15 protein-coding genes and 1 other RNA gene are annotated in these 21,019 nt (G+C 45.7%); 2 read left to right on the forward strand and 14 right to left on the reverse strand.

Going from position 1 to position 21,019, the window contains the following annotated elements; genetic code table 11:
* Positions 1-33 precede the first annotated feature (33 nt).
* The 5 genes from QUA10_RS21590 to QUA10_RS21610 form a co-directional block, all read right to left on the reverse strand.
* Positions 34-1,269 (reverse strand): Gfo/Idh/MocA family oxidoreductase, encoded by a 1,236-nt coding sequence (locus QUA10_RS21590; RefSeq protein ID WP_333084619.1) that lies wholly within the window; start codon positions 1,267-1,269, stop codon positions 34-36.
* Between the two features lie 271 nt (positions 1,270-1,540).
* Complete coding sequence (gene rnc, locus QUA10_RS21595; RefSeq protein WP_333084618.1) at positions 1,541-2,251, reverse strand: ribonuclease III; 711 nt, start codon at positions 2,249-2,251, stop codon at positions 1,541-1,543.
* A gap of 162 nt (positions 2,252-2,413) precedes the next feature.
* An RNA gene (gene rnpB / locus QUA10_RS21600) (RNase P RNA component class A) lies at positions 2,414-2,847 on the reverse strand.
* Positions 2,848-3,294: 447 nt separating this feature from the next.
* Positions 3,295-4,476, reverse strand: coding sequence for a magnesium/cobalt transporter CorA (gene corA / locus QUA10_RS21605; protein WP_333084617.1), 1,182 nt, complete (start codon positions 4,474-4,476; stop codon positions 3,295-3,297).
* Between the two features lie 76 nt (positions 4,477-4,552).
* A complete protein-coding gene (locus QUA10_RS21610; RefSeq protein ID WP_333084615.1) occupies positions 4,553-8,788 on the reverse strand; it encodes a PAS domain-containing protein in 4,236 nt (1,411 codons plus the stop codon).
* 836 nt (positions 8,789-9,624) lie between these two features.
* Here QUA10_RS21610 and hemG point away from each other — a divergent pair.
* Positions 9,625-11,085 carry a protoporphyrinogen oxidase gene (gene hemG, locus QUA10_RS21615; RefSeq protein ID WP_333084614.1) on the forward strand — a complete coding sequence of 487 codons (1,461 nt, stop codon included), beginning with the start codon at positions 9,625-9,627 and terminating at the stop codon, positions 11,083-11,085.
* A 92-nt stretch (positions 11,086-11,177) separates the two neighbouring features.
* Here hemG and QUA10_RS21620 read toward each other — a convergent pair whose 3' ends face one another.
* The 5 genes from QUA10_RS21620 to QUA10_RS21640 all read right to left on the reverse strand — a co-directional run bounded on the left by QUA10_RS21620 (position 11,178) and on the right by QUA10_RS21640 (position 16,450).
* Entirely contained in the window at positions 11,178-11,870 is a 693-nt protein-coding gene (locus QUA10_RS21620; RefSeq protein WP_333059446.1) for a response regulator transcription factor, read from the reverse strand.
* A gap of 105 nt (positions 11,871-11,975) precedes the next feature.
* Entirely contained in the window at positions 11,976-14,246 is a 2,271-nt protein-coding gene (locus QUA10_RS21625) for a hypothetical protein (RefSeq protein WP_333084613.1), read from the reverse strand.
* A 430-nt stretch (positions 14,247-14,676) separates the two neighbouring features.
* Complete coding sequence (psb34, locus tag QUA10_RS21630; protein WP_106333461.1) at positions 14,677-14,844, reverse strand: photosystem II assembly protein Psb34; 168 nt, start codon at positions 14,842-14,844, stop codon at positions 14,677-14,679.
* 69 nt (positions 14,845-14,913) lie between these two features.
* A complete protein-coding gene (locus QUA10_RS21635) occupies positions 14,914-15,957 on the reverse strand; it encodes a thiazole synthase (protein WP_333084612.1) in 1,044 nt (347 codons plus the stop codon).
* Positions 15,932-16,450 carry a CdiA C-terminal domain-containing protein gene (locus QUA10_RS21640; RefSeq protein WP_333084610.1) on the reverse strand — a complete coding sequence of 173 codons (519 nt, stop codon included), beginning with the start codon at positions 16,448-16,450 and terminating at the stop codon, positions 15,932-15,934. Before QUA10_RS21640 ends, QUA10_RS21635 begins: the two co-directional genes overlap by 26 nt.
* A gap of 45 nt (positions 16,451-16,495) precedes the next feature.
* On the opposite strand from QUA10_RS21640, the gene QUA10_RS21645 reads away from it, so the two are divergent.
* Positions 16,496-17,197, forward strand: a complete 702-nt coding sequence (locus tag QUA10_RS21645) for a Crp/Fnr family transcriptional regulator (protein ID WP_333084609.1) — start codon at positions 16,496-16,498, stop codon at positions 17,195-17,197.
* 261 nt (positions 17,198-17,458) lie between these two features.
* Here QUA10_RS21645 and QUA10_RS21650 read toward each other — a convergent pair whose 3' ends face one another.
* From QUA10_RS21650 to QUA10_RS21665, 4 genes are all read right to left on the reverse strand, one after another.
* Positions 17,459-17,794: a cupin domain-containing protein gene (locus tag QUA10_RS21650; protein WP_333036370.1), complete on the reverse strand. Its 336-nt coding sequence runs from the start codon at positions 17,792-17,794 to the stop codon at positions 17,459-17,461.
* A 92-nt stretch (positions 17,795-17,886) separates the two neighbouring features.
* Positions 17,887-18,666, reverse strand: a complete 780-nt coding sequence (locus tag QUA10_RS21655; protein ID WP_333084608.1) for a class I SAM-dependent methyltransferase — start codon at positions 18,664-18,666, stop codon at positions 17,887-17,889.
* A gap of 242 nt (positions 18,667-18,908) precedes the next feature.
* Positions 18,909-20,486 (reverse strand): sodium:proton antiporter, encoded by a 1,578-nt coding sequence (locus tag QUA10_RS21660; protein ID WP_333084607.1) that lies wholly within the window; start codon positions 20,484-20,486, stop codon positions 18,909-18,911.
* A 19-nt stretch (positions 20,487-20,505) separates the two neighbouring features.
* Complete coding sequence (locus QUA10_RS21665) at positions 20,506-20,916, reverse strand: hypothetical protein (protein ID WP_333084606.1); 411 nt, start codon at positions 20,914-20,916, stop codon at positions 20,506-20,508.
* Positions 20,917-21,019: the final 103 nt, after the last annotated feature.

Here is a 21,019-nt window from a genome sequence, read left to right on the forward strand (position 1 = left end):
CCAATCTAAAATCTAAAATCTAAAATCTAAAATCTAAAAGGGTATTAGGGGCTGTCCGCCGAGTTCGAGGGATTTGCTCAAAGTGCTGAGAATGCGGATTAATTCGACGGAGGCGGCGCCCGAAGAGGTAAGACAGGGGGTATTTGTTTGCACGCAGTTGAGGAAGCGATCGCACACTCTCCTCAGCGGTTCTACTTGTTCTAAACTCAACACTTCGCGGTGTCTGATGCTTGTTGGCTGCGGCGCGATCCTCTTCGTTGGCGTAGCCCCCGTAGGGGCGGGCTTCGCGATCGCACTTTCAAAAGAGTTATTCTCTTCGCCCCCGCAATCTGAATGGCCGCGCTGCACAATCAGCGGAGTTTCTGGCGACATTTCGTCAAAAATCAAGGTTCCCAAACTGCCAACAACTGTTAAGCGCCGTTGTTTGTCGGGATTTAGCCAGCACAGGTGAATAAATGCTTGAAATCCGTCGGGATAGGTGAGCGTTACCCAAACTAAATCTGCTAGTTTTTCTGCAGGATTAGTAGTCAGCAGTGAAGGAGAAAATTGATTTTCAATTTCTGCTGCTTCTTGATTTATTCCTTCTTCCTTCTTCCCTCTTCCTTCTTCCTTCTTCCCTCTTCCTTCTTCCTTCTTCCCTCTTCCTTCTTCCTTCTTCCTTCCTCCTTCTTCCTTCGGAAAAACAGTGCCGATCGCCCTTACTTCAATTGGCGTTTGTTCCAGCCAAGTATTGAAAATAGCGATATCGTGAATAGCCAAGTCCCAAAGGGCATCAACGTCATGGCGAACCGGTTCAAAATGGGTGCGCTGGGCGTAACCGTAGCGCAATTTTCCGAGTTGATGCTGTTGAATAATTCTTTGGCCTCGATCGACTGCTGGATGAAACAGATAAGTGTGGTCAACGAAGAGTTGCCGCTGCTGTTTTTCGGCTAATTGACAGAGTTCTATTGCTTCAGTGAGGTTGAGGGCGAGGGGTTTTTCTGCTAAGACGTGGTAGCCTTGTTTCAGCGCTGCTGCGGCGAGGGTGTAGTGTGTGGAAGCTGGAGTAGCGATCGCCACAGCTTGCAGTCTCGGCAAGGCTTGCACTTGAGACCAATCGGTAGCTAGAATCACCGAGGCATCAAGATTAAACTGTTTTTGAACGGCCTCCAATGAATCTCGATTCGGGTCTACCACCGCTAAAACTTCGCTGTTGGGATGTTCGATAAAGTTGCGAATTAAGTTAACTCCCCAGCGGCCTGCACCCAATACAGCTATTCCGATTTTCATTAATTATAATTTCAAAAATCGCACAGCAATTATAGCATATTTGGTTATTATTATCTATGTTTTAACTCAAAAAAATCACTGTTGACTGTTGACTGTTGGCAGTAGTTATTGGTTATTGGTTATTGGTAAGCTGCTACGCATTTAAATTGCATCTAGAGACGGGCAGGATGCCCGTTCCACAATAATTGTAGAAAAATTGACTTTCAAATCAAATTAGATGCACAAAAGCTTAGCAGCTAACAAATAACAAATAACAAATAACTGTCAACTGTCAACTGTCAACTAATTTATTGAAAGCTGCCTGAGCCGCTGCTTGTTCGGCCGCTTTGATCGATCGACCTTTTCCCTCTGCTACCAACTTTCCCTGAATGAGAACTTTTGCGGTAAAACGATCCTCTCCGCCCTGCACTGTCCCGGTTTCTTGCACGCTATATTTGGGCAAAGTTTTGTATTTGCCTTGAGTCAACTCTTGGAGAGCAGCTTTGTAGTTTTGGCGGGCAGGATCGCTGCGGATTTCTGTCGCTAAGCGTTGAAAGTGAGAATCTAGCCAAGGGCGAATTAATTCTAAGCTCTGGGTACTCAAATAAAGCGCAGCCAGTACCGCTTCCAAAGCATCGGCTAGCCGGGGTTCAGCGCCTGTTTTGTCCGAGGCGGCGCTGCTGGAAACAATTAAATAGCGATCGAACCCGTAACTTTCAGCGATTTTAGCAAGAATGCGATCGCTCACCAAGATCGATCGAATAGCAGCAAATTCCCCCACTGTACAGTCAGGATAAATCTCAAACAACAATTCCGACGCAGCCAGCCGCACAACTGCATCGCCGACAAACTCTAGTTGCTCGTAATTTGCCTTAGCTGACGCGCTCGCATGAGTCAAAGCTAAATCGAGGAGATGCCATTTTATCGAAGCATCCTTCGTCAGTCCCAATTTTTGAATTAATGTTTCAAGTTGCTTTTGGCGACCCGGATAAATCAGATTCATACGGAATGGGGAATTGGGCATGGGGCATGGGGCATTGGGCATGGGGCATTGGGAATGTATCTGGTGTATCTCACCTTATTCTAAAAATATCTAAAAATTCTCTGACTCTCCCACTCTCCCACTCTCCCCCTCCCCCACTCTCCCAGTCGGGGATTTTGGGGGGGAAAAAGTCGGACATAAGCCGGGTTCTGTTCTCTCAACTGCAAGCAGTTTTCGAGGGCAGTTATCTATCTGGGACGCCTGTTACCAGACGCCTCAAGCAGTACCAAAAAACGGAACTGGTAAAAAACCAACCATAGTCCCTCCAACCTTGCTCCCAACTGGGGTTTACCGAGCCAGCACCTCTCGATGCTGCTGGTGCGCTCTTACCGCACCTTTGCACCCTTACCAAATTAGTTGTTGCTTCCCAGTCAAAAATCCTCAGTTACTTACTAACGACCAATGACTGCTGACTAATGACTAATTGGCGGTATCTTTCTGTGGCACTATCCTCACGATCGCTCGCACTGGGCGTTACCCAGCAAGTTTGGTTTTTCGGGAGCCCGGACTTTCCTCAGACAAGCTTTCGCTCATCCGCAACCGCCTGCGCCTACTTTTTCCCCAGATTTATTGTACGCGATCGTTCGTCAATCAATTTGGGATTTGAGATTGAATATTTTAACTTGTCGCCCACTTAACTTGGACATTTGTGTTTATTCTCACATCTGGCACTATTGTCAATAAGCTTTTTATGAACAGGACAAGATGCCTGTTCCACAATCAAGTTTATTTTTTGTGGAACAGGCATCTTGCCTGTTCTTGAGAATGGTGCAACATCTCAGTTTATTCAAACTCTTGTACGGTGGACCCGAAAGCCCGCCCAACAATTAAATTTCCCTGAAACTCCCTTAAAATCACTCACTGATGAATCAGGGGGCACAAAAGTTGGCAATTATCATCCAAGGATTTATCGCACGGATTCAACTAGGGGCAGGAAACCTTTTTACCTAACAGGATTTTGAATTATTCAATTTTTAATCCCCAATGTTAAATCTTCAATTCGGTTACTTTAATGAGTCATCTTTGATAGTAGAAAAATTATCAAACCAGCCGCGCCGCCAGAAGAAGTAAACTAAACCAGAGGCGATTCCTACCATCACCCCCCAACACAGCGGATAGCCAAAATACCAATTCAGTTCCGGCATATTCAATGGCGATTTCTCTGTATTGAAATTCATCCCGTATACTCCCGCCACAAAGGTTAGAGGAATAAATATACTCGAAATCACCGTCAGCAATTTCATGATTTCATTCATTTTATTACCAACCGAAGACAAGTAAACATCCATCAAACCCGAAGACAACTCTCGATAGGTTTCCACCATATCCATCACCTGCACCGTGTGATCGTAACAGTCCCGCAGGTAAATTCGCACCTCTGGACTAATCAAATCACTGCTATCTCGAATCAAAACATTAATTGCATCCCGCTGCGGCCAAATGGCACGGCGCAGAGTCAGCAATTCTCGCCGGATTTTATAGATTTTTTCCAGGGTTTTGCGGGTGGGGTTAACCACCACTTCATCCTCTAATTCTTCAATGCGCTCTCCGTAAACTTCTAATACTGGGAAAAATCCATCTATAATCGAATCTAACAAAGTATAAGCCAGATAATCTGCTCCGTGTTTGCGAATAATTCCTTGTCCTTTACGAATGCGATCGCGCACTGGTTCAAAACAATCATAGTCCGGTTCTTCCTGAACAGTTAGCAGGTAATGCTTGCCCAAAATAAAACTTACTTGTTCTTTATGAAACGTATCTGATTCTGGATGCAGCATCACCATCCAAGCAATGATTAAAATGTGTTCTTCATAGTCTACTACTTTCGGTCGCTGGGGAACATTAACTACATCTTCCTGAGCCATTACGTGCAAATTAAATACTTCGGCCATTTGCCGCCAAGTTTCTTTGTTTCCTAATCCCAACACATCAACCCAAGAAACAGATGCTGTATCTAAATACGCAGCAGCTTTTTGAGGATTTGCCAAGTGGGCGCGAGTAGCTGCTGTTTCGCAATAGTCAATTAATACAATCTCGGGAGGCGGCGCATCGGGTTCTAAGTCGAGAGTTCCCGGCGGAGCCCCCTGATCGTCATAAAAATAGTCAACATAGGAATCATCATCATCCTCATCATCTTTAATTGGTTTTGCAACGGCACTAGAAGTATGTATGCTTTTGTATACCATGCTAATATTCCTGACTTTTAGAACCTTTAATTAGATTATCATTTTTCTCGTGCAACTACCAATTACTAATGACTCATTACCTCTGCCGAAGTGGAATCTCGATCGCAAATTCAGTTCCCTCTCCCGGCGCGGAAATGCACTGTAGCGTCCCTCCGTGTCTTTCCACCACAATCTGATAGGAGATAGACAGTCCCAAACCTGTACCTTTGCCTACGGGTTTAGTAGTAAAAAATGGGTCAAATACCCGACATTTAACAGACTCTGCCATGCCCGAACCGTTATCTGAAATTACGATCGCCACCCGATTATTCTCCAACACATCCGTGCGAATCCGAATCCACGGCAATGCGGCGCAACTTAAAGGTAAACCAGCAAAATCTTGCCGTTCCTCTTCCGAATAACTCGCTAATTCCAACTTCCTATTCCTGACATTCGCTAAAGCATCAACAGCATTATTTAAAATATTCATAAACACTTGATTTAACTGTCCCACGTAGCACTGTATCTGCGGCAATTTCCCATATTCTTTAACTATTTGAATAGGACGATTTCTGCCATTTTCTTTAATCTTGTGTTGCAAAATCAACAGAGCACTGTCTATTCCTTCGTGGATATCCACACGCTTAAGATCGGATTCTTCCAGGCGGGAAAAGTTACGCAAAGACAGAACAATTTGGCGAATTCGATCCGCTCCGGTTTGAATTGAATTCAGCAGGTGCGGGAAATCCTCTTTCATGAATTCTAGTTCTATTTCTTCTGCCAAATCTTGGATAACAGCAACAGGTTCCGGGTAGTGTGCTTGGTACAAACTGCACAGTTCCAGCAAGTTTTTGGCATACTCACTAGCGTAAGTGATATTACCGTAAATAAAACTGACAGGATTATTGATTTCGTGAGCAATTCCCGCCACTAGCTGTCCCAAACCCGACATTTTTTCCGCTTGAATTAGTTGAGCTTGAGTCCTGCCTAATTGTTTCAATGTTTGCTCTAGCTGGCGATTTTTATGTTTTAATTGAGCTTCGGCTTCTTTGCGCTTGGTAATATTGCGGGCTAGAATGATAATCTGATCTGAATTAAATGGCAACAGTCGAGCTTCATAAGTTTTTTCTCCTTCCGACATGGAAAGCGAATATTCTATGTCGATTGAGTTTCTTGTTTCGGAAATTTCAAAGATTGCTTGGGAAAATTGCCTAGCCACATTATGTGGCAATATGTCTGTCATTCGTTGACCAAGAAAATGTTCGGGAGGTACGTATAAATTCGAGGAAGTTCCTGACAAATAATCTACAATTATACCGTCAGCATCTAGTCGAAAATACAAATCAGGCAAAGCGCGAAAAACTGCTTCTAACTCTAAAGTTTTTTGGCGCAATGCTTCCTCAGCGTAGTACCGATCGCTAATATCAAAAATCACCCCGTCCAAATAGCAAACGTTCCCATCTGCGTCGAACACAGGAGAACCTTTATCCCACACCCATTTAACCGTGCCGTCTGCTGCTAGCAAGCGGTATTCCAAGTTATAAGACTCTTTGTTTTCTATGCCTTGCCGAATAGTTGCTTCTACTTTGGCCAAATCTTGGGCGTAAATAATACTAGCAAAAGTCCGGCCTCTCCTGTCTAAAAGCCAAATAAAATCTGCCGCAGGGTAGCCCGTTAATAAGTAAACGGCATCACTAATAAAATTAGTCGAAAAATCGCACTTCCAGCGATAAACCACTCCGGGAATATTAGCTACCAAAGATCTAAATCTTGATTCACTTCTACGCAAGGCTGCTTCCGATTCATGTCGTTCTGTAATATCGTGAGCGAAAGCTAGCACTGCAAATACATTACCTTCAGCGTCGCGAAGGGGAAGTTTTTGGGTATCAAAAATATGTACTGACCCGTCAGCAATAGTTGCCGGATCGCAGGGATTGTGGATAATTTCGCCGGCCAGTACAGCAGAGTCGTCTGTGCGGAAGCCTCGGATATTTTTGGCTAAATTTCCCAACACTTGCTCTTCTAAGAACCCTAATTCTAAATCAGATTTGCTAATGATTTCTTCGACTGTTTTACCAATTGCTTGAGCGAAACTCCTGTTGACCAGAATATAGCGAAAATTTTTGTCTTTGGCAAAAATCCAGTCGCTGGTTTTGTCTATTACTGTGCGTAGGAGTTGTTCGGAACGTTCAGTTTTTTCCAAAGAAGCCTGCAGTTCTAGTTCTAGGCGCTTGCGATCAGTAATGTTTTCAAAAGCAACACCGACACAGTTGTTGGGTAATGGAAAAGCTTTAATAGAAAAAGCGCGAGTTATGCGGCCGCCTTCATCGCAGTCAATATCTTCAAGTTCTACGGCTTTCTGGGTGCGAATTACCGAAGCAAATGCTTGGGGAATGTTTTTCGATCGCAGTTGGGGAAAAATCTCGTCGATTGTCATTCCCAAAACATCAGCCATTTCTAATCCGGTAAATAGGGTAGCAGCAGGATTGGAGGCGATCGCCCTGAGAGTGCTGTCATCGTCTATATTTTCTAAATGGTAGACGTACAAACCAATTTGCATATTCTCGACAATTTGGTCGTAGAGGCGCACGCTTTCGTCTACCTGCCTGCGTTCGGTAATATCTTCAGTAATCCCCAAAACGTACTGAGGACGGCCTGCGGCGTCGAGAATTGGCACTTTGCGGGTGTGCAGTATTCTCATACCTTTGTGGCGAGTTTGGATCGGCTCTTCGGCGATGTCTTTAACAGTAGACTGATTGTGATGACCGGTCAATATTTCTCTGTCTTGAGCAGTAAAAACATCAGCTTGTTCTTTGGGGTAAATATCGTAGTCATTTTTGCCGATCGCCTCTTGAGAGGTAACACCTGCGATCGTTTCTCCCGCTTTATTCCACAGCACAAATTTCAGCGAAGAAGCATCTTTAGCAAAAACTCCCACCGGCAGATTTTCTACTACTGAATTGAGGAACCCTCTAGCTGATTTTAATTCAGCTTCTGCACGCTTGCGTTCGATGCCTAAAGCGATGACATCGGCAACCGATGCTAAAGTTTCCTGAAAAGGTGCTGTCAGCGGTTGGTGGCTGATAATTACCATGACTCCCACCAGCCGTTCTTCGACTATCAAAGGGTAGCCGGCGAAAGTTAGAATATGCTTGGGGATTGGGCAATTTGTCTGCTTGTGACTGGTGTTGATAATTGCTACTTCGGAACTTTGCGCCTCAGTTGCTTTTGCGGATTCTTCCTCTGGGAGTCCAAAATTATTCAGTTCAAATCCGCAGTCAAATTCCGGTTTTTGCTGTTGGGCGATCGAGTTAACCTTATTTTCAATAAAGCTAGCGCGATCGTCTGTGCGACTGTATATTTCCGATGCTGCTTGCAATTCCCAAACATTCTGTTGAGAGTTGAAAGTCCAAATTTCAGCCGAAGCGACATCAAGATTCCGCACCATTGCCTCGCAGCAGGGAAGCAGGATATCTTGAGGGTGTTTGGTCAAGGCAATACCCACATCGGCTACCATTGCTGTGAGGCGAGAAGCTTGGGCTTTTTCTGCTTCCAATCGTTTGCGATCGGTGATATCTTCCACCAAAGAAAGCACGGTAAAAGTCTCGCCGCTGCGAATAATTGAATTGAACCAGCGACACCAAATTACCTGTCCGCTTTTAGTATAGTTGCGGTTAATTGAAGTATTGCCGTTGCCAGTGGCTAGTTCAAGCTCGATCGCGCTTACAGCCTCTCTATCTTCCTCGCAAACCAAAGCCAAATCGCCGAACTGCTTGCCAAGCATATCATCGGATGTCCAGCCAAAAATTTCTTCGGCGCGTTTCGACCACTGAACGATCCGAAAATCTTCATCCCAGCCTACCATTGCCAAGGGACTGTTAGCTGCATTCAACCACAGTAAATGGTTCGAGCGGCGTAACTGTTGAGTTTTCTGCTGCTGCCAGCGGTAGTGCCTGGTGATATCTCTACCAACGCCGAAAACCCGCATCTGCTTGCTAGAGGCATCCACCGCTGGCGTATAAGCAGTTTCGTAAATTTTAATCCCGCCGTCTGCCGTCGTCACCTCATGAATTGCCAGCCGTTTTTCCCCGGTTATAAATACTTGTTGCAGGCAAGAATCAATCTGCGAGATTATATTTTTGACACCAGGATTATTAGGATATAAGTTCAATAATTCCTGATTGGTTTTGTTGAGTATTTCAGCAGGCTCCAATCCCATCCAAGCCGCAGCAATAGGATTGATCGATAAATAATTTTGCTGTCGATCGCACTCTAGGAAAGCATCAACAGAGTTAGAGAAAAAAGACTGAAACGAGTTGATAACTTCCTGCATGGGTATTTTTTCAGGAGACAAGCTTAGTATTACAGAAACCTCGTGTCTTTAGACTCATATGTTGCACTTTATGGGCGGGCAGGATGCCCAACCCACAAGAAATTAACTCTTTATGGAACAGGCCGGAAAGCCTGTTCAGCGAGAATGGTGCAAGATGTGAGTAGACCGATCGAGGCAGCACGCACCAGGCAGTTTTAACCGCCTTGAATATTGATTATTGCTACACAGGGCTACTGGGTCGCTTGGTACTTTTATGATCTACTTTCAACGGAACAATTACCGTTTCAAATATTTTAACCGCGATCGCATAGCAGCTTGAGCTTACACCCATAATTTTGATAACGTAATCAGTTAAGACGATAGCTGGTCAACTATGTCTTTTGATTAGGGCATGAAACCCCATCTGTTCAGAGGGGTGTGCGGACTGGCAAGTTAAGCTCTAAAATTTTCCTAAAGTTAGTTTAACCCACTCCAATTTTTTTGCACACTTTACGGCTGCGTTTCCCGGTGCAATTTTTGGCGCTGTTCCCTATAATACAAAAATTTTAAAGAAAGAGTATTTTGTGGAATATAGGTTAATTAGAGCAGATCCTCTTTTTTTAAACCAGACGCAGCGGAGACAAAAGCGAGATGGGGAGAACGGGAGAGGGGGAGGTGAACAGAGGTTAATCCACAACATTCGAGAAAAATGCTTAAGAAATGCCCGACAGCTTACTGATTCCCAATTCCCAATTCCCAATTTGGTAATCTGAAAGCGGTTTGGCAGTACCCGAAGCAAAGAACGTAAGCCGTGCAAAGCCATGTAACATAAAGATTGCGATATTTTTCTATGTAATATGGAACTATTAGATACCTTGATTGTGGGTGCGGGTATTAGCGGTTTGAGTTTGGCGCACGCACTTCACAAGGAAGCAACGAGTCCATCCTCGCTGAAGATTTTAGTCGCGGAGAGTCAGGGACGTGTAGGCGGGAACATAACCACTGTGACAGCGGAAGGGTTTCTCTGGGAGGAGGGCCCGAACAGTTTTTCGCCGACGCCAGAATTGATGAAGTTGGCTGTGGATGTGGGATTGAAGCAAGAATTGATTTTTGCCGATCGCAAATTGCCTCGTTTTGTGTATTGGCAAAAAAAGCTGCAACCGGTGCCGATGACTCCACCGGCGATGATTCAGTCTCAGTTACTGAGTTTTCCGGGAAAACTGCGGGCGTTGTTCGGGGCTTTGGGGTTTGTCGGGCCGGCAATGGGCGATCGACTTTCGCAGCAGGGTGACGAGGAAACTGTTTCTCAATTTTTCCGCCGTCATCTAGGTACGGAAGTGATGCAGCGGTTGGTGGAACCTTTTGTTTCTGGGGTTTATGCCGGCGATCCGCAACAACTTAGCGCGGCGGCGGCTTTTGGCCGGGTAGCAAAGATGGCTGATGTGGGTGGCGGGCTGGTAGCGGGGGCGCTGCTTTCTGCTAAAAACAGACCGAAGAAAATGCCTGCAGACCCGAATGTTCCTAAGACTAGACCGGGGGAGTTGGGTTCGTTCAAACAGGGGTTGAAGGCTTTGCCAGAGGCGATCGCTGCTGAATTGGGCGATCGAGTGAAACTCAACTGGCATCTGACTCGCCTCCAGCGTACAGAACGCGAAACTTACATTGCTGTATTCTCGACGCCCGACGGACAGCAGGAAGTTGAGGCGCGCACCGTGGTTTTGACCACACCCGCTTACGTTACAGCCGATCTGTTGCAGCCTCTGCAACCGGAAGTTAGCAGTGCTTTACAAGCTTTTACTTATCCTACGGTTGCCTGCGTCGTCTTAGCATATCCTCACTCAGATGTCAATGGTAAATTAGTAGGTTTTGGAAATTTAATTCCGAGAGGGCAGGGAATTCGCACTCTGGGGACGATTTGGACATCGAGTTTATTTGCCGATCGCACGCCTGCGGGCTGGCACACTCTCACCAGTTTCATCGGCGGCGCAACAGACTCGGAAATTGGCAATCTCGACTCCGAACAAATCGTTCGTGAGGTACACCGAGATTTGTCTCGGATTTTGCTGAAACCAGATGTGCCACAGCCAAAAGTTTTAGCGGTGAATGTGTGGAAGCGGGCGATTCCTCAGTACAATTTGGGGCATTTCGATCGCCTGCAACAAATCGATGAGGGCTTAAAATCTTTGCCTGGGGTGTATTTGTGCAGCAACTACGTTGGCGGAGTGGCTTTGGGAGATTGCGTGCGAAGGGGTTTTGATCGTGCACGAGAAGTGGGCGAGTATTTGCAGAACAAACAATCAGATACTCGATCAATCTGAATTCTTGTGTGGGGAGGGCGGGTTTACAAATATCGAGTATGTTAATCCGAGATATTGGTGAACCCGCCCCTAGAGCGGAATGGCGGATGCTACTAGGTTGTTGGCTCAAACTTGTAACCCACCCCCCGGACGGTTTGAATCATCGGCATTTGATTGGGATCTAGTTCAATTTTGCGGCGAATTTGACCGATATGGACATCCACCACGCGATCGGCTCCTACATACTCGTAGTCCCACACTTCATGCAGCAATTCCGATCGCCTCCACACGCGACCGGGTTTGCTAGCCAAACAGTACAGCAGGTCGAATTCTAAAGCAGTCAAAGCAACTATCTGGCTGCCGAGAATTACCTCGCGGCGAACCGGATCTATTAGTAGCTCTCCAAAAGTAAGAGTTTGTTGTTCGGCGGGAGTAACAATGCGTTTGCGCTTCAGAATTGCTGCAACGCGAGCTCCAATCTCTACAAGACTAAAAGGTTTAGTAATGTAGTCGTCAGCACCTTCGGCAAACCCTTTCATTTTGTCAGCTTCATCGGTTCGGGCAGTCAGCATCAACACAAACACACCCGTGCGTCTTTGCATTTCTTGACACAGTTTGTAGCCGGTTGTATCAGGTAAATTTACATCTAGAACTACTAAGTCAGGATTGAGTTGCTCAAATAATTCCAGACCAGTCTGACCGTCCTCGCCAGACTCTACTTGATAACCTTGCTGGCTCAAAAAACGGTGAATCAAATTTCGGATTGCCGGGTCGTCATCAACCACAAGGATTTTTACAGGGGCCATGACCACAAGTTTGCTTGAAGAATTAGGCAAGAATATTCAGCCATAATAATAGAAAACTGGATACAAATCTCGAAAAAATTGAGCTTTTAATAGTTATAGCCCTATTTATAACCTACGCAAAATTTCAGGCAATAAATCTCCAGGAACTTTGGATAAGGCTAAATTTTGGCCTGGCAGCCCACATTCACTATAGAAAGCTCTAATCGTTTTGACAATATAGCTCAATGCTGTTTGCCGGGAATCAGCAGCTTGGGAGTTTGCCGCGGCTTGCAAGTTGAGTTTATCCCCATATGTTAACCCTTTGTCATTGAGATTTTGTCCCCATTCGGCACACACTTGCAACTGGTGGTGCAGCGCTGCTTCTAGATGGCTTGTCTGTGCGACTTTGTTAGCGGCGAAATCTGGGTCGGTGGCTAGTTGATAGTGGGCTAGTCCGAGATTGTTGCGGGCGGCCAAGGCGTCAAAGGTGAGTTTGGTTTGATCGATCTCTGCGGCGATATCGAGGGCGGCTTCGTAGGCGGTAATCGCCTGCTGCAATGATTCCGTCCGCGCCTGTTTCTGCTGAAACTGGTTCGCCAAATGCCAATAAGCGGTACCGAGATTGTTGTAGGTGGCGGCTGCTGCTGCGGGTACTAATTCTCGGGTGCGGTATTTCAATGCTTCGCGGTAGGCGGAAATCGCCCTGACTAGCAGGGGTTCTGAGGGTTGGTGCTGGGCGAGGTTCCAGCAGGCGGTACCGAGGTTGTTTTGCACTCCGGCATAGTTGAGGGGTTCTCGTTCGGGACTGTAACAGGAGAGGGCTTGGGTGTAAGCTGCGATCGCACTTTTGAGATATACGATCGGCTCACCATCTTGAGCTAAATTCCAGTATGCTGTCGCCAAATTATTCTGAGCAGCAGCGTACTGCTGAGGTTCCACGGCGGGGTCTAGATCCAGCAGCGCTTGTTGGTAAGCTGCAACTGCGTGCTGCAAGTTCTCTGTCTTGTCTCGATAGCGGGCTAAATCGGCCGAGGCGATTCCCAAATTTTTGTTTAATCTAACGCGGGTTTGGGGTACGGTTTCGGCATCTGTTCGGTTCAAACCTTCAAGGTAGAGGGCGATGCTGCGTTCAAGGCAAGATACCGGATCTGATGCGTTATGCTGCGTGCGATCGCGTGACAGCATCCAGTAGAGAGTGCCGAGATCGTTGAGCAGATCGGAAATTGGCGGTAGGCTGTTGGACTCCTGGGCGTACTGAGTTAAATTTTCTGTCAATTGGGCAATCAGTCGCGCGCATTCCTCAGTTAGTGGTTGATTTTGCTGCGAGTTGCTGTCAACTTCGAGATACGCAATCACTTGTTCGATCGCGCGAATGGCGATTGTCAGGTTTTGCTCTGAAACCTCTCCGCCCAGAATGCGATCGCGGTAGTAATTTCCCAAACCGTGATATGCCAAAGCCAATGCTTCGGAACAACACTGATGTTCTTGCAGCAGTTCGATGTATTGCAGGGTTTGCAGCGGCAGAAAATTCTCCTCTGATGTGGCATCATTTTCTGCTTCCAAATCCTCAGAAGCCGCTGCTAGCACCAAATCTGCCAGTTGGACGGATTTAGAATCTGGCGCTGGGGACGGGGGATGGGAAATTGGGGATTGTTCGTCATCTGCCAGTTGGACGGATTTAGAATCTGGCGCTGGGGGCGGGGGATAGGAAATTGGGAATTGTTCGTCGGGAATTGGGGATTGTCCAGACAAAGAAGACATTAAAAGTTTGTTGCCAAAGTCTCCGCTGTCCCGCAGGTTTCGCAAGTCTCCTGAGTTCCCCAAGTCCTCAAAGTGTCCGAAGTCTTCCTTAGCTGGAGTTGGTTCGCCTTCAAACTCAAATACTCCGGTTCGCCAGTGCCAAAATTCCGGCGCCGATTGTTCGATCGAACTTAGCCAGGGACGCGACACCCACAGCAACAGAGTAGACTCGCACATTTGCAGGTTTGCTTCAATCTCCCTCAAATAGCTCAGGAACGACCACTGCACGGCTGCTGACTGCCTGGTCAGGTGTTCGGCCCCGAGAATTTGAAATCCCGGCACAGGGCTGTAGCTGCCCCTGTTTTGCGGCGGTGGGTGTTGGGTCAGCCACGCGGCGATCGAACCCCAAGGATTTGGATCGCTCAAGTCGAGTTCCAAACTGACAAATCGGGGGTAGTCGATCGGGGAGCGAGGATCTGAGCCTGCGCTCTCTGCGGCTAATTCTGTCTGCAAGCGGGCTGCCAGACAGTCTCGCAAGCACAAGTCGTCGCAGGCGGCAATAAAAATTTGACGGCGTAAATTGAGGTCGATCGCCTGTTTCAAGCGTTGATAGATCAGCTTGTTTGAGCTAGAAACTTTTTGGGAAGGAATAGACATCAGGAGCAGCCGATTTTAGATTTTAGATTTTAGGTTTTAGGTTTTAGATTTGGGATTGTAGATTTTAGATTGTAGAGTTGAGAGTTGAAATCTTGATCGCTCATAACTCACAACTAAGCCCCGAAGGCAGTCAATCGCACCGGTGATGACTAAAGGATTGTAGATTTTCAATTGGCAATTTTATGTGGGTGACGAACCCGTGTTAGTATTTGCAACCCAAGTCCCTGAACCCGACAGCCAAGAGGAAAACACCAAATTTATGCTGGTCTTATTTAGCTTTCCAGCTCGCTTGGCACGCTTCAGGATTGTCGCAACTACCTGCTTTGTATTGAAACACAAAAACCATGTTTCCTTGGGAAAGGAAAACATGGTTTCTCGAAGGATTATTTAAAATTGCGATTTGAAGCAGCTTTGAGTCTCAGGCCAGTTTTCAGACGGAGGCAGCCACGTACACCAAACCGGCGACTAACATGGCTGCTGCAATACCCATGATGATGTAGTTGCGTTGCTGATTTTTGTTGGGAGGTACGGCTTCATACACCTTCGGCTCTTTAGCAAAGTTGTTCAGGCGTCCATCGTCATCTTTGATGTAAGGCATCAGTCACAATCCTTAATATTTTTGATGTTTACAACTGTACCAAAAAAGCGCCCAGGAAAATTCAGGAATTTATTTTGAGGTGACAGTGCCTGTTTGGGGGGAAGAGGCGATCGCATAATCTTTGATCGGCATTCTGCCTGCTAAGTACGCCAGCCGCCCCGCTTCTGCTGCCATTCCCATTGCTTTTGCCATTGCCGGGGAATTTTGGGCATTGGCGATCGCGGAATTAATCAACAGTGCATCGGCTCCCATTTCCATTGCTCGCGCCGCTTCGCTGGGCGTTCCGATCCCCGCATCGACAACCACAGGAATATTTACCGTGTCAATAATTATTTGAATGTTGGCCGCATTGTTGATCCCTTGCCCTGAACCGATGGGCGAACCTAAAGGCATGACTGTCGCACAACCGACTTCTTCGAGGCGTTTTGCCAGCAAGGGATCGGCATTGATGTAGGGCAAAACGGCAAAACCTTCTTTAACTAATTGTTCTGCAGCTTCCAAAGTGCCGATCGGATCTGGCAGCAAATATTTAGCATCGGGAATCACTTCTAATTTGACAAAATTATTGTCTTCTTGCCCTAAAAGTTTCGCCATTTCCCGCCCTAAACGAGCTACTCTAATCGCCTCATCCGCAGTTTGACAACCGGCAGTATTTGGCAGCATCCAAATTTTAGTCCAATCAAGAGCCTCTGCCAATCCTTCATGGCCGGGAGCATTTGTTTGTACTCGCCGCACAGCCACGGTAACAATTTCGCACCTGCTAGCGTTGACACTTTGCTGCATTTCTGAAATACTGCGATATTTTCCCGTACCCGTCATCAAACGAGAATGAAAAGTTTTGCCGGCAATAACCAGAGGTTGATCGGAGATAGTTAGGGTTGGCGCTATGTGTCCGTGTTTTGGATCTCCAAAAATAGCATATTCTAGCCCCTTTTCCCATTCTTCTCTGCCTCCGAGCATATTTTCTAGCAGCCAACCTTCTTTATTGGTTAGTTCGTCCCGAGTTACTGCGTAGAGGATCTCTCCAACAATAATCAATCTTGCATCCCGCGGCATATTATTTTTTATACCACTATTTACGATTTCTTCAAATTCTTGAAAAACGCTGCCCATTTTCCCATTCCTCTCTAGTAATTTTTAGAACAGATTGGTTGTTAAAAACCAAAATGATAGTTTGCATGAGATGCTTAACATCCCAATATATGGCTTGCCTGATGCCTTCGTCTATCTCTCGAATGTCGTAAATTTCTATATTTACGTGAAAAATGACTGCATTTGCACTTTGATTTTTGGCTTTTCCCAACCCTTCTTGTACTCTATTTTTGAGATTACTCGACTCTTTTGTTAATTCCTTAAATTCGCAAATTTGACCGTCAACGTCAGCGTCTGGAGTTTTAGTTCCCGACGGTGCTTGTTCGCTCAAAAGTCTAACTCTCTTTCCTATTTTAGCCAAAACTTCAGCCACAAAACTTTCCGAATCATTAAGATTGTGGTGTTGGTGGACGAGCACAAATCCGCCAGCTAGCTCGTCAAAATAATGCCGCCGATATTCTGGTTCTGCATTTTCGTAGATGGCTCTGCTTTGCTGGATGTATTCTGGATTCACCGTTATTGTACTCTTATTGAACTGCGAGCTAGTAGAGTTAACTGCATGAAAGCAACTGTCGAGCAACTGGCTAAAATTGGAATATTTGCCAGCTTAAACCGAACTGAATTAGAGCGATTGCAAGAACACACAGTAATTTGCAGTTACCGACAAGGAGAAGTTGTGATGTATGAGGGCGATCGCATCCCCGAAAAATTATACACTCTTTTGAGCGGTTCTCTGCGGGTTGCAAAAACAGCGGCGGCGGGCAAAGAAACAATTCTCCGCACTTTATTTCAGGGAGATATTTTTGCCGCACCTGCTTTGCTAGGCAACGGCATTGCCCCCGCAACGGTGACGGCAGAAACTGATGTGGAAGTTCTTACCACAGAACGGGAAGTTTTGCTAGCAGCAATTCGAGAAAATCCTGAGATTGCCTTGCGAATATTGGCGGTGTTTAATCAGCGGTTGCAGCAACTGCACGAGACAGTGCACGGTTTGGTGTCGGAAAGGGCGATCGTGCGGCTGGCCCGGTTTATTCATTACTTTGGGGTCGAGCAAGGTACGAAGATGGCGGATAATAGTGTATGTTTAGAAAAACGTTTTCCCTACTATCAAATTGCTCGCAGCATTGGAATTACCTACGAAGAATGCGTGCGGTTATTTAAGAAACTCAAGCCGTTTGTCTCCTACAGTCGAGGCGGTAAAATTATTGTATTAGATTGGGAAAAATTGGAGGATGTCGCCTCTGGAGATGAAATAGACTAAATGTTAAAATCCCAATTCTTGGAGTGCGGGTTTCAAAAACACTATTTGACTGCTAAGCTGTTACGCATTTAAATTGGAAATTCGGGACAGGCTAGAAGCCCGTCCCACAAGAGTTTTATTGATTTTTGACACACAGTTTAAATGTAGAAAAGCTTACTCACTATATAAAACCGCCCCCACAATCTGTGAATCGGGGCGGGTTTATGAGATTATTGATTTTAGGCAAGTATGAAACCCGCCCCCCAAGCAATATTGCGGAAATTAATTGACCTCAGAAAGTGTCAAAATAAACGCCAAATTTTCTTCGGCTTTCAAAGCGTGAAGAGCTTGACCGGGCATGAAGACAAATACCCCCGGTTCCAAAACAATATCCTTGCCTTCCAAAGTCAAAATCCCCTTTCCTTCTATGACATTAACTGTGGCATTCCGTGCCGAAGAGTGTTCCGAAATTTCCGTTCCGGCAGCCAGACAAAATAAACTGTACTGACAATTCTTGTCTTTGACTAAAATTTTGTTCAGGACTCCGGCGGCGGGATATTCAATTGCGTCTCGGAGTTGGATTGCTGAAGATTGTAGCGGTAAAAGAGTCGTAGTCATAGTTTTTGACAATTAATTAATTTGGTCACAAGTCTCGAATTTATCAGTGGCTTCACTTTCTTCTATCGAAAATCAAAAATCGATTGAGTCGGTTAAGATTGTTTTTTGGCAGAGATAACGATGTAGCCTAGATCCTGTTGGTAATGCTGGAAAACTCGACGCATTGCTAAGATACGATCGCGAATTTGCGATCGACTTAAAATATTCCACACAATCCGCACAGTACCCACAAACCCTTCATCTTGCAGCATTCGCGACAAATTTAGGAGGCCCATCGCCCCAGTTTGACACTTTTCTACTTGCAAACCCGCGTTTTGGTAAACAGCAATCCAGCCAGACTCAGACAAAGGCGTTGAATTAGCCCGAGTCACTTCTGATAAAGCTTTTTGAATTTCTGATTCTCGGTTTCTAGCTAAAAGTTCGTGAGAGAGAAACTTGCCGCCTGGTTTTAGCCGATCGCAAATTCCCGATACAATTTTAGCTTTCCCTGACGGCGACTGCATTGTCAGGATAGCTTCAGCCAACACCCAATCAAACTGTTGAGAAATCCGATCCAAGTGAAAAATATCTCCTTCCACAATTTCCACTCGATCGCTCAAACCGGCTGCTGCAACATTAGCACGAGCGCGGGCCACACTGTCGGGATTTTTCTCAACTCCCACTACTTTTACGCCAAAACGTTCAGCCAGGACGATCGAACTATATCCAAAACTAGCAGCCAACTCCAAAACAGTCTCCCCAGGCTGAAAATCCGCCCATTCAAATAACTGTTCCGTAGCAAGTTTCCCCCCCGGCCTCAACATTTTCTTACCCGCCGCGGCCAGAACTTCATGTCCGGGTGCAGTCTTAAAATTGAGAGCAGTATTGGTCATTAAATTGACCTCCTATTTAACCTTACTCTCAGTATGCCAAATTCTGAATAATCTTTCTATGATCTAGCTCATATTCAAATTATCGTAGGCTGACGAACCCTACAATATCAGGAATTATACCATGTCCGCCCCTCAACAATTCGGACTGTTTTTGATTGCCCACAATGGTTTCAGTCGAAATCCCAAAACCCGTACTCGTTGTAGTAGAACTTATTTCTGTTAATCCTGCCAACGAATTCGCTTTAAGAAACAATTGTCTCATTCCGCTCTTTAAAACATTGCTGCAAAACAGAAACAGGCAGCTCATTCAATTGACCAGCTCGCACAAATTCAGCATAAGTATCAGCCTCTATTGCCTGCAAATCCCCTTCGAGTTTGTCGATAGTCATTTGCCACAGTTCAGGAGATTGATCGTACATTTGATTGATTTCTGCTTGCAGCAAGTTTAATTTTTCTTGAAGCTGACTCACGAGATGATTAGAAAACTCAGGCTCGATTTTACGATCGCTTGATACTTCAGATAGATGCTTGAGAACCCGATTGAGAGCAACACGTTGGGCGATCGCCTCCAGATACTCCTGGCGCAACTCCTGGTTGCTCAACAACCCCAGTTTTTCCAGCAGCGCCTTGGTGGTTAAACCTTGTACTAGCAGCGTAAATAAAACTACACCAAACACGATCGCAATAATTTTTGGTCGATCGGGCAGAACATGGGGTACGCTCAAAGCTAAAGCAATCGATACAGAGCCCCGTAACCCTCCCCACCAAATCACAGTTTGATCTGGCAATGAAATTTTAGATTTTCCTAACCAATTGCTCAACCATCCTAGACCAAAAATAGCGATTGCTCGCGTCACAAACATCGCCACTACAGTTATGCCAATCACTCCTAAATTCGCTCCCAAATCAGCAAAACTAATCTGATCGCCAATCAGTAGGAACATGATCGAATTTACAAAAAACGCCAAAAAATTCCAAAATTGTGTTACCGCAAGTCTGGTACTGGGTTGCATACCAATCTGAGAGCCAAAGTTGCCAAATATCAAGCCCATCGTCACCACTCCAATCACCCCTGAACCACCCAATTCCTCCACAATTATATAAGTGCCGTAGGCGGAAACTAAGGTTAACGATTGCTCAACCAAAGGTAAATCAAATGGTTGAGTCAGATAAGAAACTCCAAAACCGATTAAACTGCCGACAACAACCCCAATTCCCACAAAAGCTAAGAAACGCGCAATCAGAATAGGGATGCCAACGTCATCTGTCTCTAGAGAGAATCCCACCAAAAAACTAAACGCAACAATAGCAATGCCATCATTAAATAAACTCTCACCCTCCACCAGTAACGCTAAGCGTTTTTCAACTCCCAATTCCCGGAACAATGCAATGACTGAAACCGGATCAGTAGCAGAGATACTAGCTCCTACCAACAGAGCTATTGCTAAAGAAACTCCAGCTATTTGGTTGAGAGCAAAAGCCACGCCAGCAACAGAAATAACAACACCCAAAATCGCATAAAGAGCGATCGGCACTAAATCCCGCTTGAGTTTAGGCCATTCCAGATTCCAAGCAGCTTCAAACAACAGAGGCGGCAAAAAAATCAACAGAATTAGTTTCGGTGAAAGCGTCACCAGCCGCACATCTATAAAAGCCAAACCCAACCCAACAATTACTAAAAGCAGCGTGTAGGGAATTTTGCTCAGCCACCCAAAGATTTGGGGCAGCGTCGCCACAGTTAAGGAAACCGCTAGCACTAAGAGAAATTGCTTCAGATTGCCCTCGATCGTCACTTGGTCAATTAGAGTTTCTGGGGTCATAGCATTAGGGATAAAATAGTTAAGGTTTCGATTTCGGTCGGAACTTATCCGGCGTTGCACCCCGCACTTCTTCAACTTGACTGACTTGAAAAATTAGGGTAAATTTTTGACCCATTTCTTTTTCGACAAATGCTTCTAAAAGCTGCACTTGTTTGGGTGTCAAAGCTTCGCTGCTGCGAACAATCAGACGAACCTCCGGCGGTTTTGTCAACCAGTTAGTATCAGTTTTAATCAGTTCCACCCGTTGAAAAGTGATAGTTCGGTTAAGCAGCGCCCGCTTCAGACTGACTTCTAGTTGCGCTTGCTCGATCAATTCCGAAAAACTCACCCCCAGAGGAATCACAAGTATAGCCGTCAATGCTAGCGCCCAAAAGAGGGCTTTACGGGCGCGATGCAGGGGCGTGTAGCCGGCAATTAAAGAAGTTAGCATACAGGAGAGAGTAATCCCCAGCAAATTAAGCTGTCAAACATCTAAACTGCATTAACTAAGTTGCCTTTATTTTTTATCTTTCGGTTCCATTTCATAATTAGTC

This window comes from Microcoleus sp. Pol8_D6 (assembly GCF_036700965.1).
GTDB lineage: Bacteria > Cyanobacteriota > Cyanobacteriia > Cyanobacteriales > Microcoleaceae > Microcoleus.

Bases quoted from the DNA above. Each gene is read 5' to 3' on its own strand.
- QUA10_RS21590 (WP_333084619.1), bottom strand. From the start codon at position 1,269: ATGAAAATCGGAATAGCTGTATTGGGTGCAGGCCGCTGGGGAGTTAAC.
- rnc (WP_333084618.1), bottom strand. From the start codon at position 2,251: ATGAATCTGATTTATCCGGGTCGCCAAAAGCAACTTGAAACATTAATT.
- corA (WP_333084617.1), bottom strand. From the start codon at position 4,476: ATGGTATACAAAAGCATACATACTTCTAGTGCCGTTGCAAAACCAATT.
- QUA10_RS21610 (WP_333084615.1), bottom strand. From the start codon at position 8,788: ATGCAGGAAGTTATCAACTCGTTTCAGTCTTTTTTCTCTAACTCTGTT.
- hemG (WP_333084614.1), top strand. From the start codon at position 9,625: ATGGAACTATTAGATACCTTGATTGTGGGTGCGGGTATTAGCGGTTTG.
- QUA10_RS21620 (WP_333059446.1), bottom strand. From the start codon at position 11,870: ATGGCCCCTGTAAAAATCCTTGTGGTTGATGACGACCCGGCAATCCGA.
- QUA10_RS21625 (WP_333084613.1), bottom strand. From the start codon at position 14,246: ATGTCTATTCCTTCCCAAAAAGTTTCTAGCTCAAACAAGCTGATCTAT.
- psb34 (WP_106333461.1), bottom strand. From the start codon at position 14,844: ATGCCTTACATCAAAGATGACGATGGACGCCTGAACAACTTTGCTAAA.
- QUA10_RS21635 (WP_333084612.1), bottom strand. From the start codon at position 15,957: ATGGGCAGCGTTTTTCAAGAATTTGAAGAAATCGTAAATAGTGGTATA.
- QUA10_RS21645 (WP_333084609.1), top strand. From the start codon at position 16,496: ATGAAAGCAACTGTCGAGCAACTGGCTAAAATTGGAATATTTGCCAGC.
- QUA10_RS21650 (WP_333036370.1), bottom strand. From the start codon at position 17,794: ATGACTACGACTCTTTTACCGCTACAATCTTCAGCAATCCAACTCCGA.
- QUA10_RS21655 (WP_333084608.1), bottom strand. From the start codon at position 18,666: ATGACCAATACTGCTCTCAATTTTAAGACTGCACCCGGACATGAAGTT.
- QUA10_RS21660 (WP_333084607.1), bottom strand. From the start codon at position 20,486: ATGACCCCAGAAACTCTAATTGACCAAGTGACGATCGAGGGCAATCTG.
- QUA10_RS21665 (WP_333084606.1), bottom strand. From the start codon at position 20,916: ATGCTAACTTCTTTAATTGCCGGCTACACGCCCCTGCATCGCGCCCGT.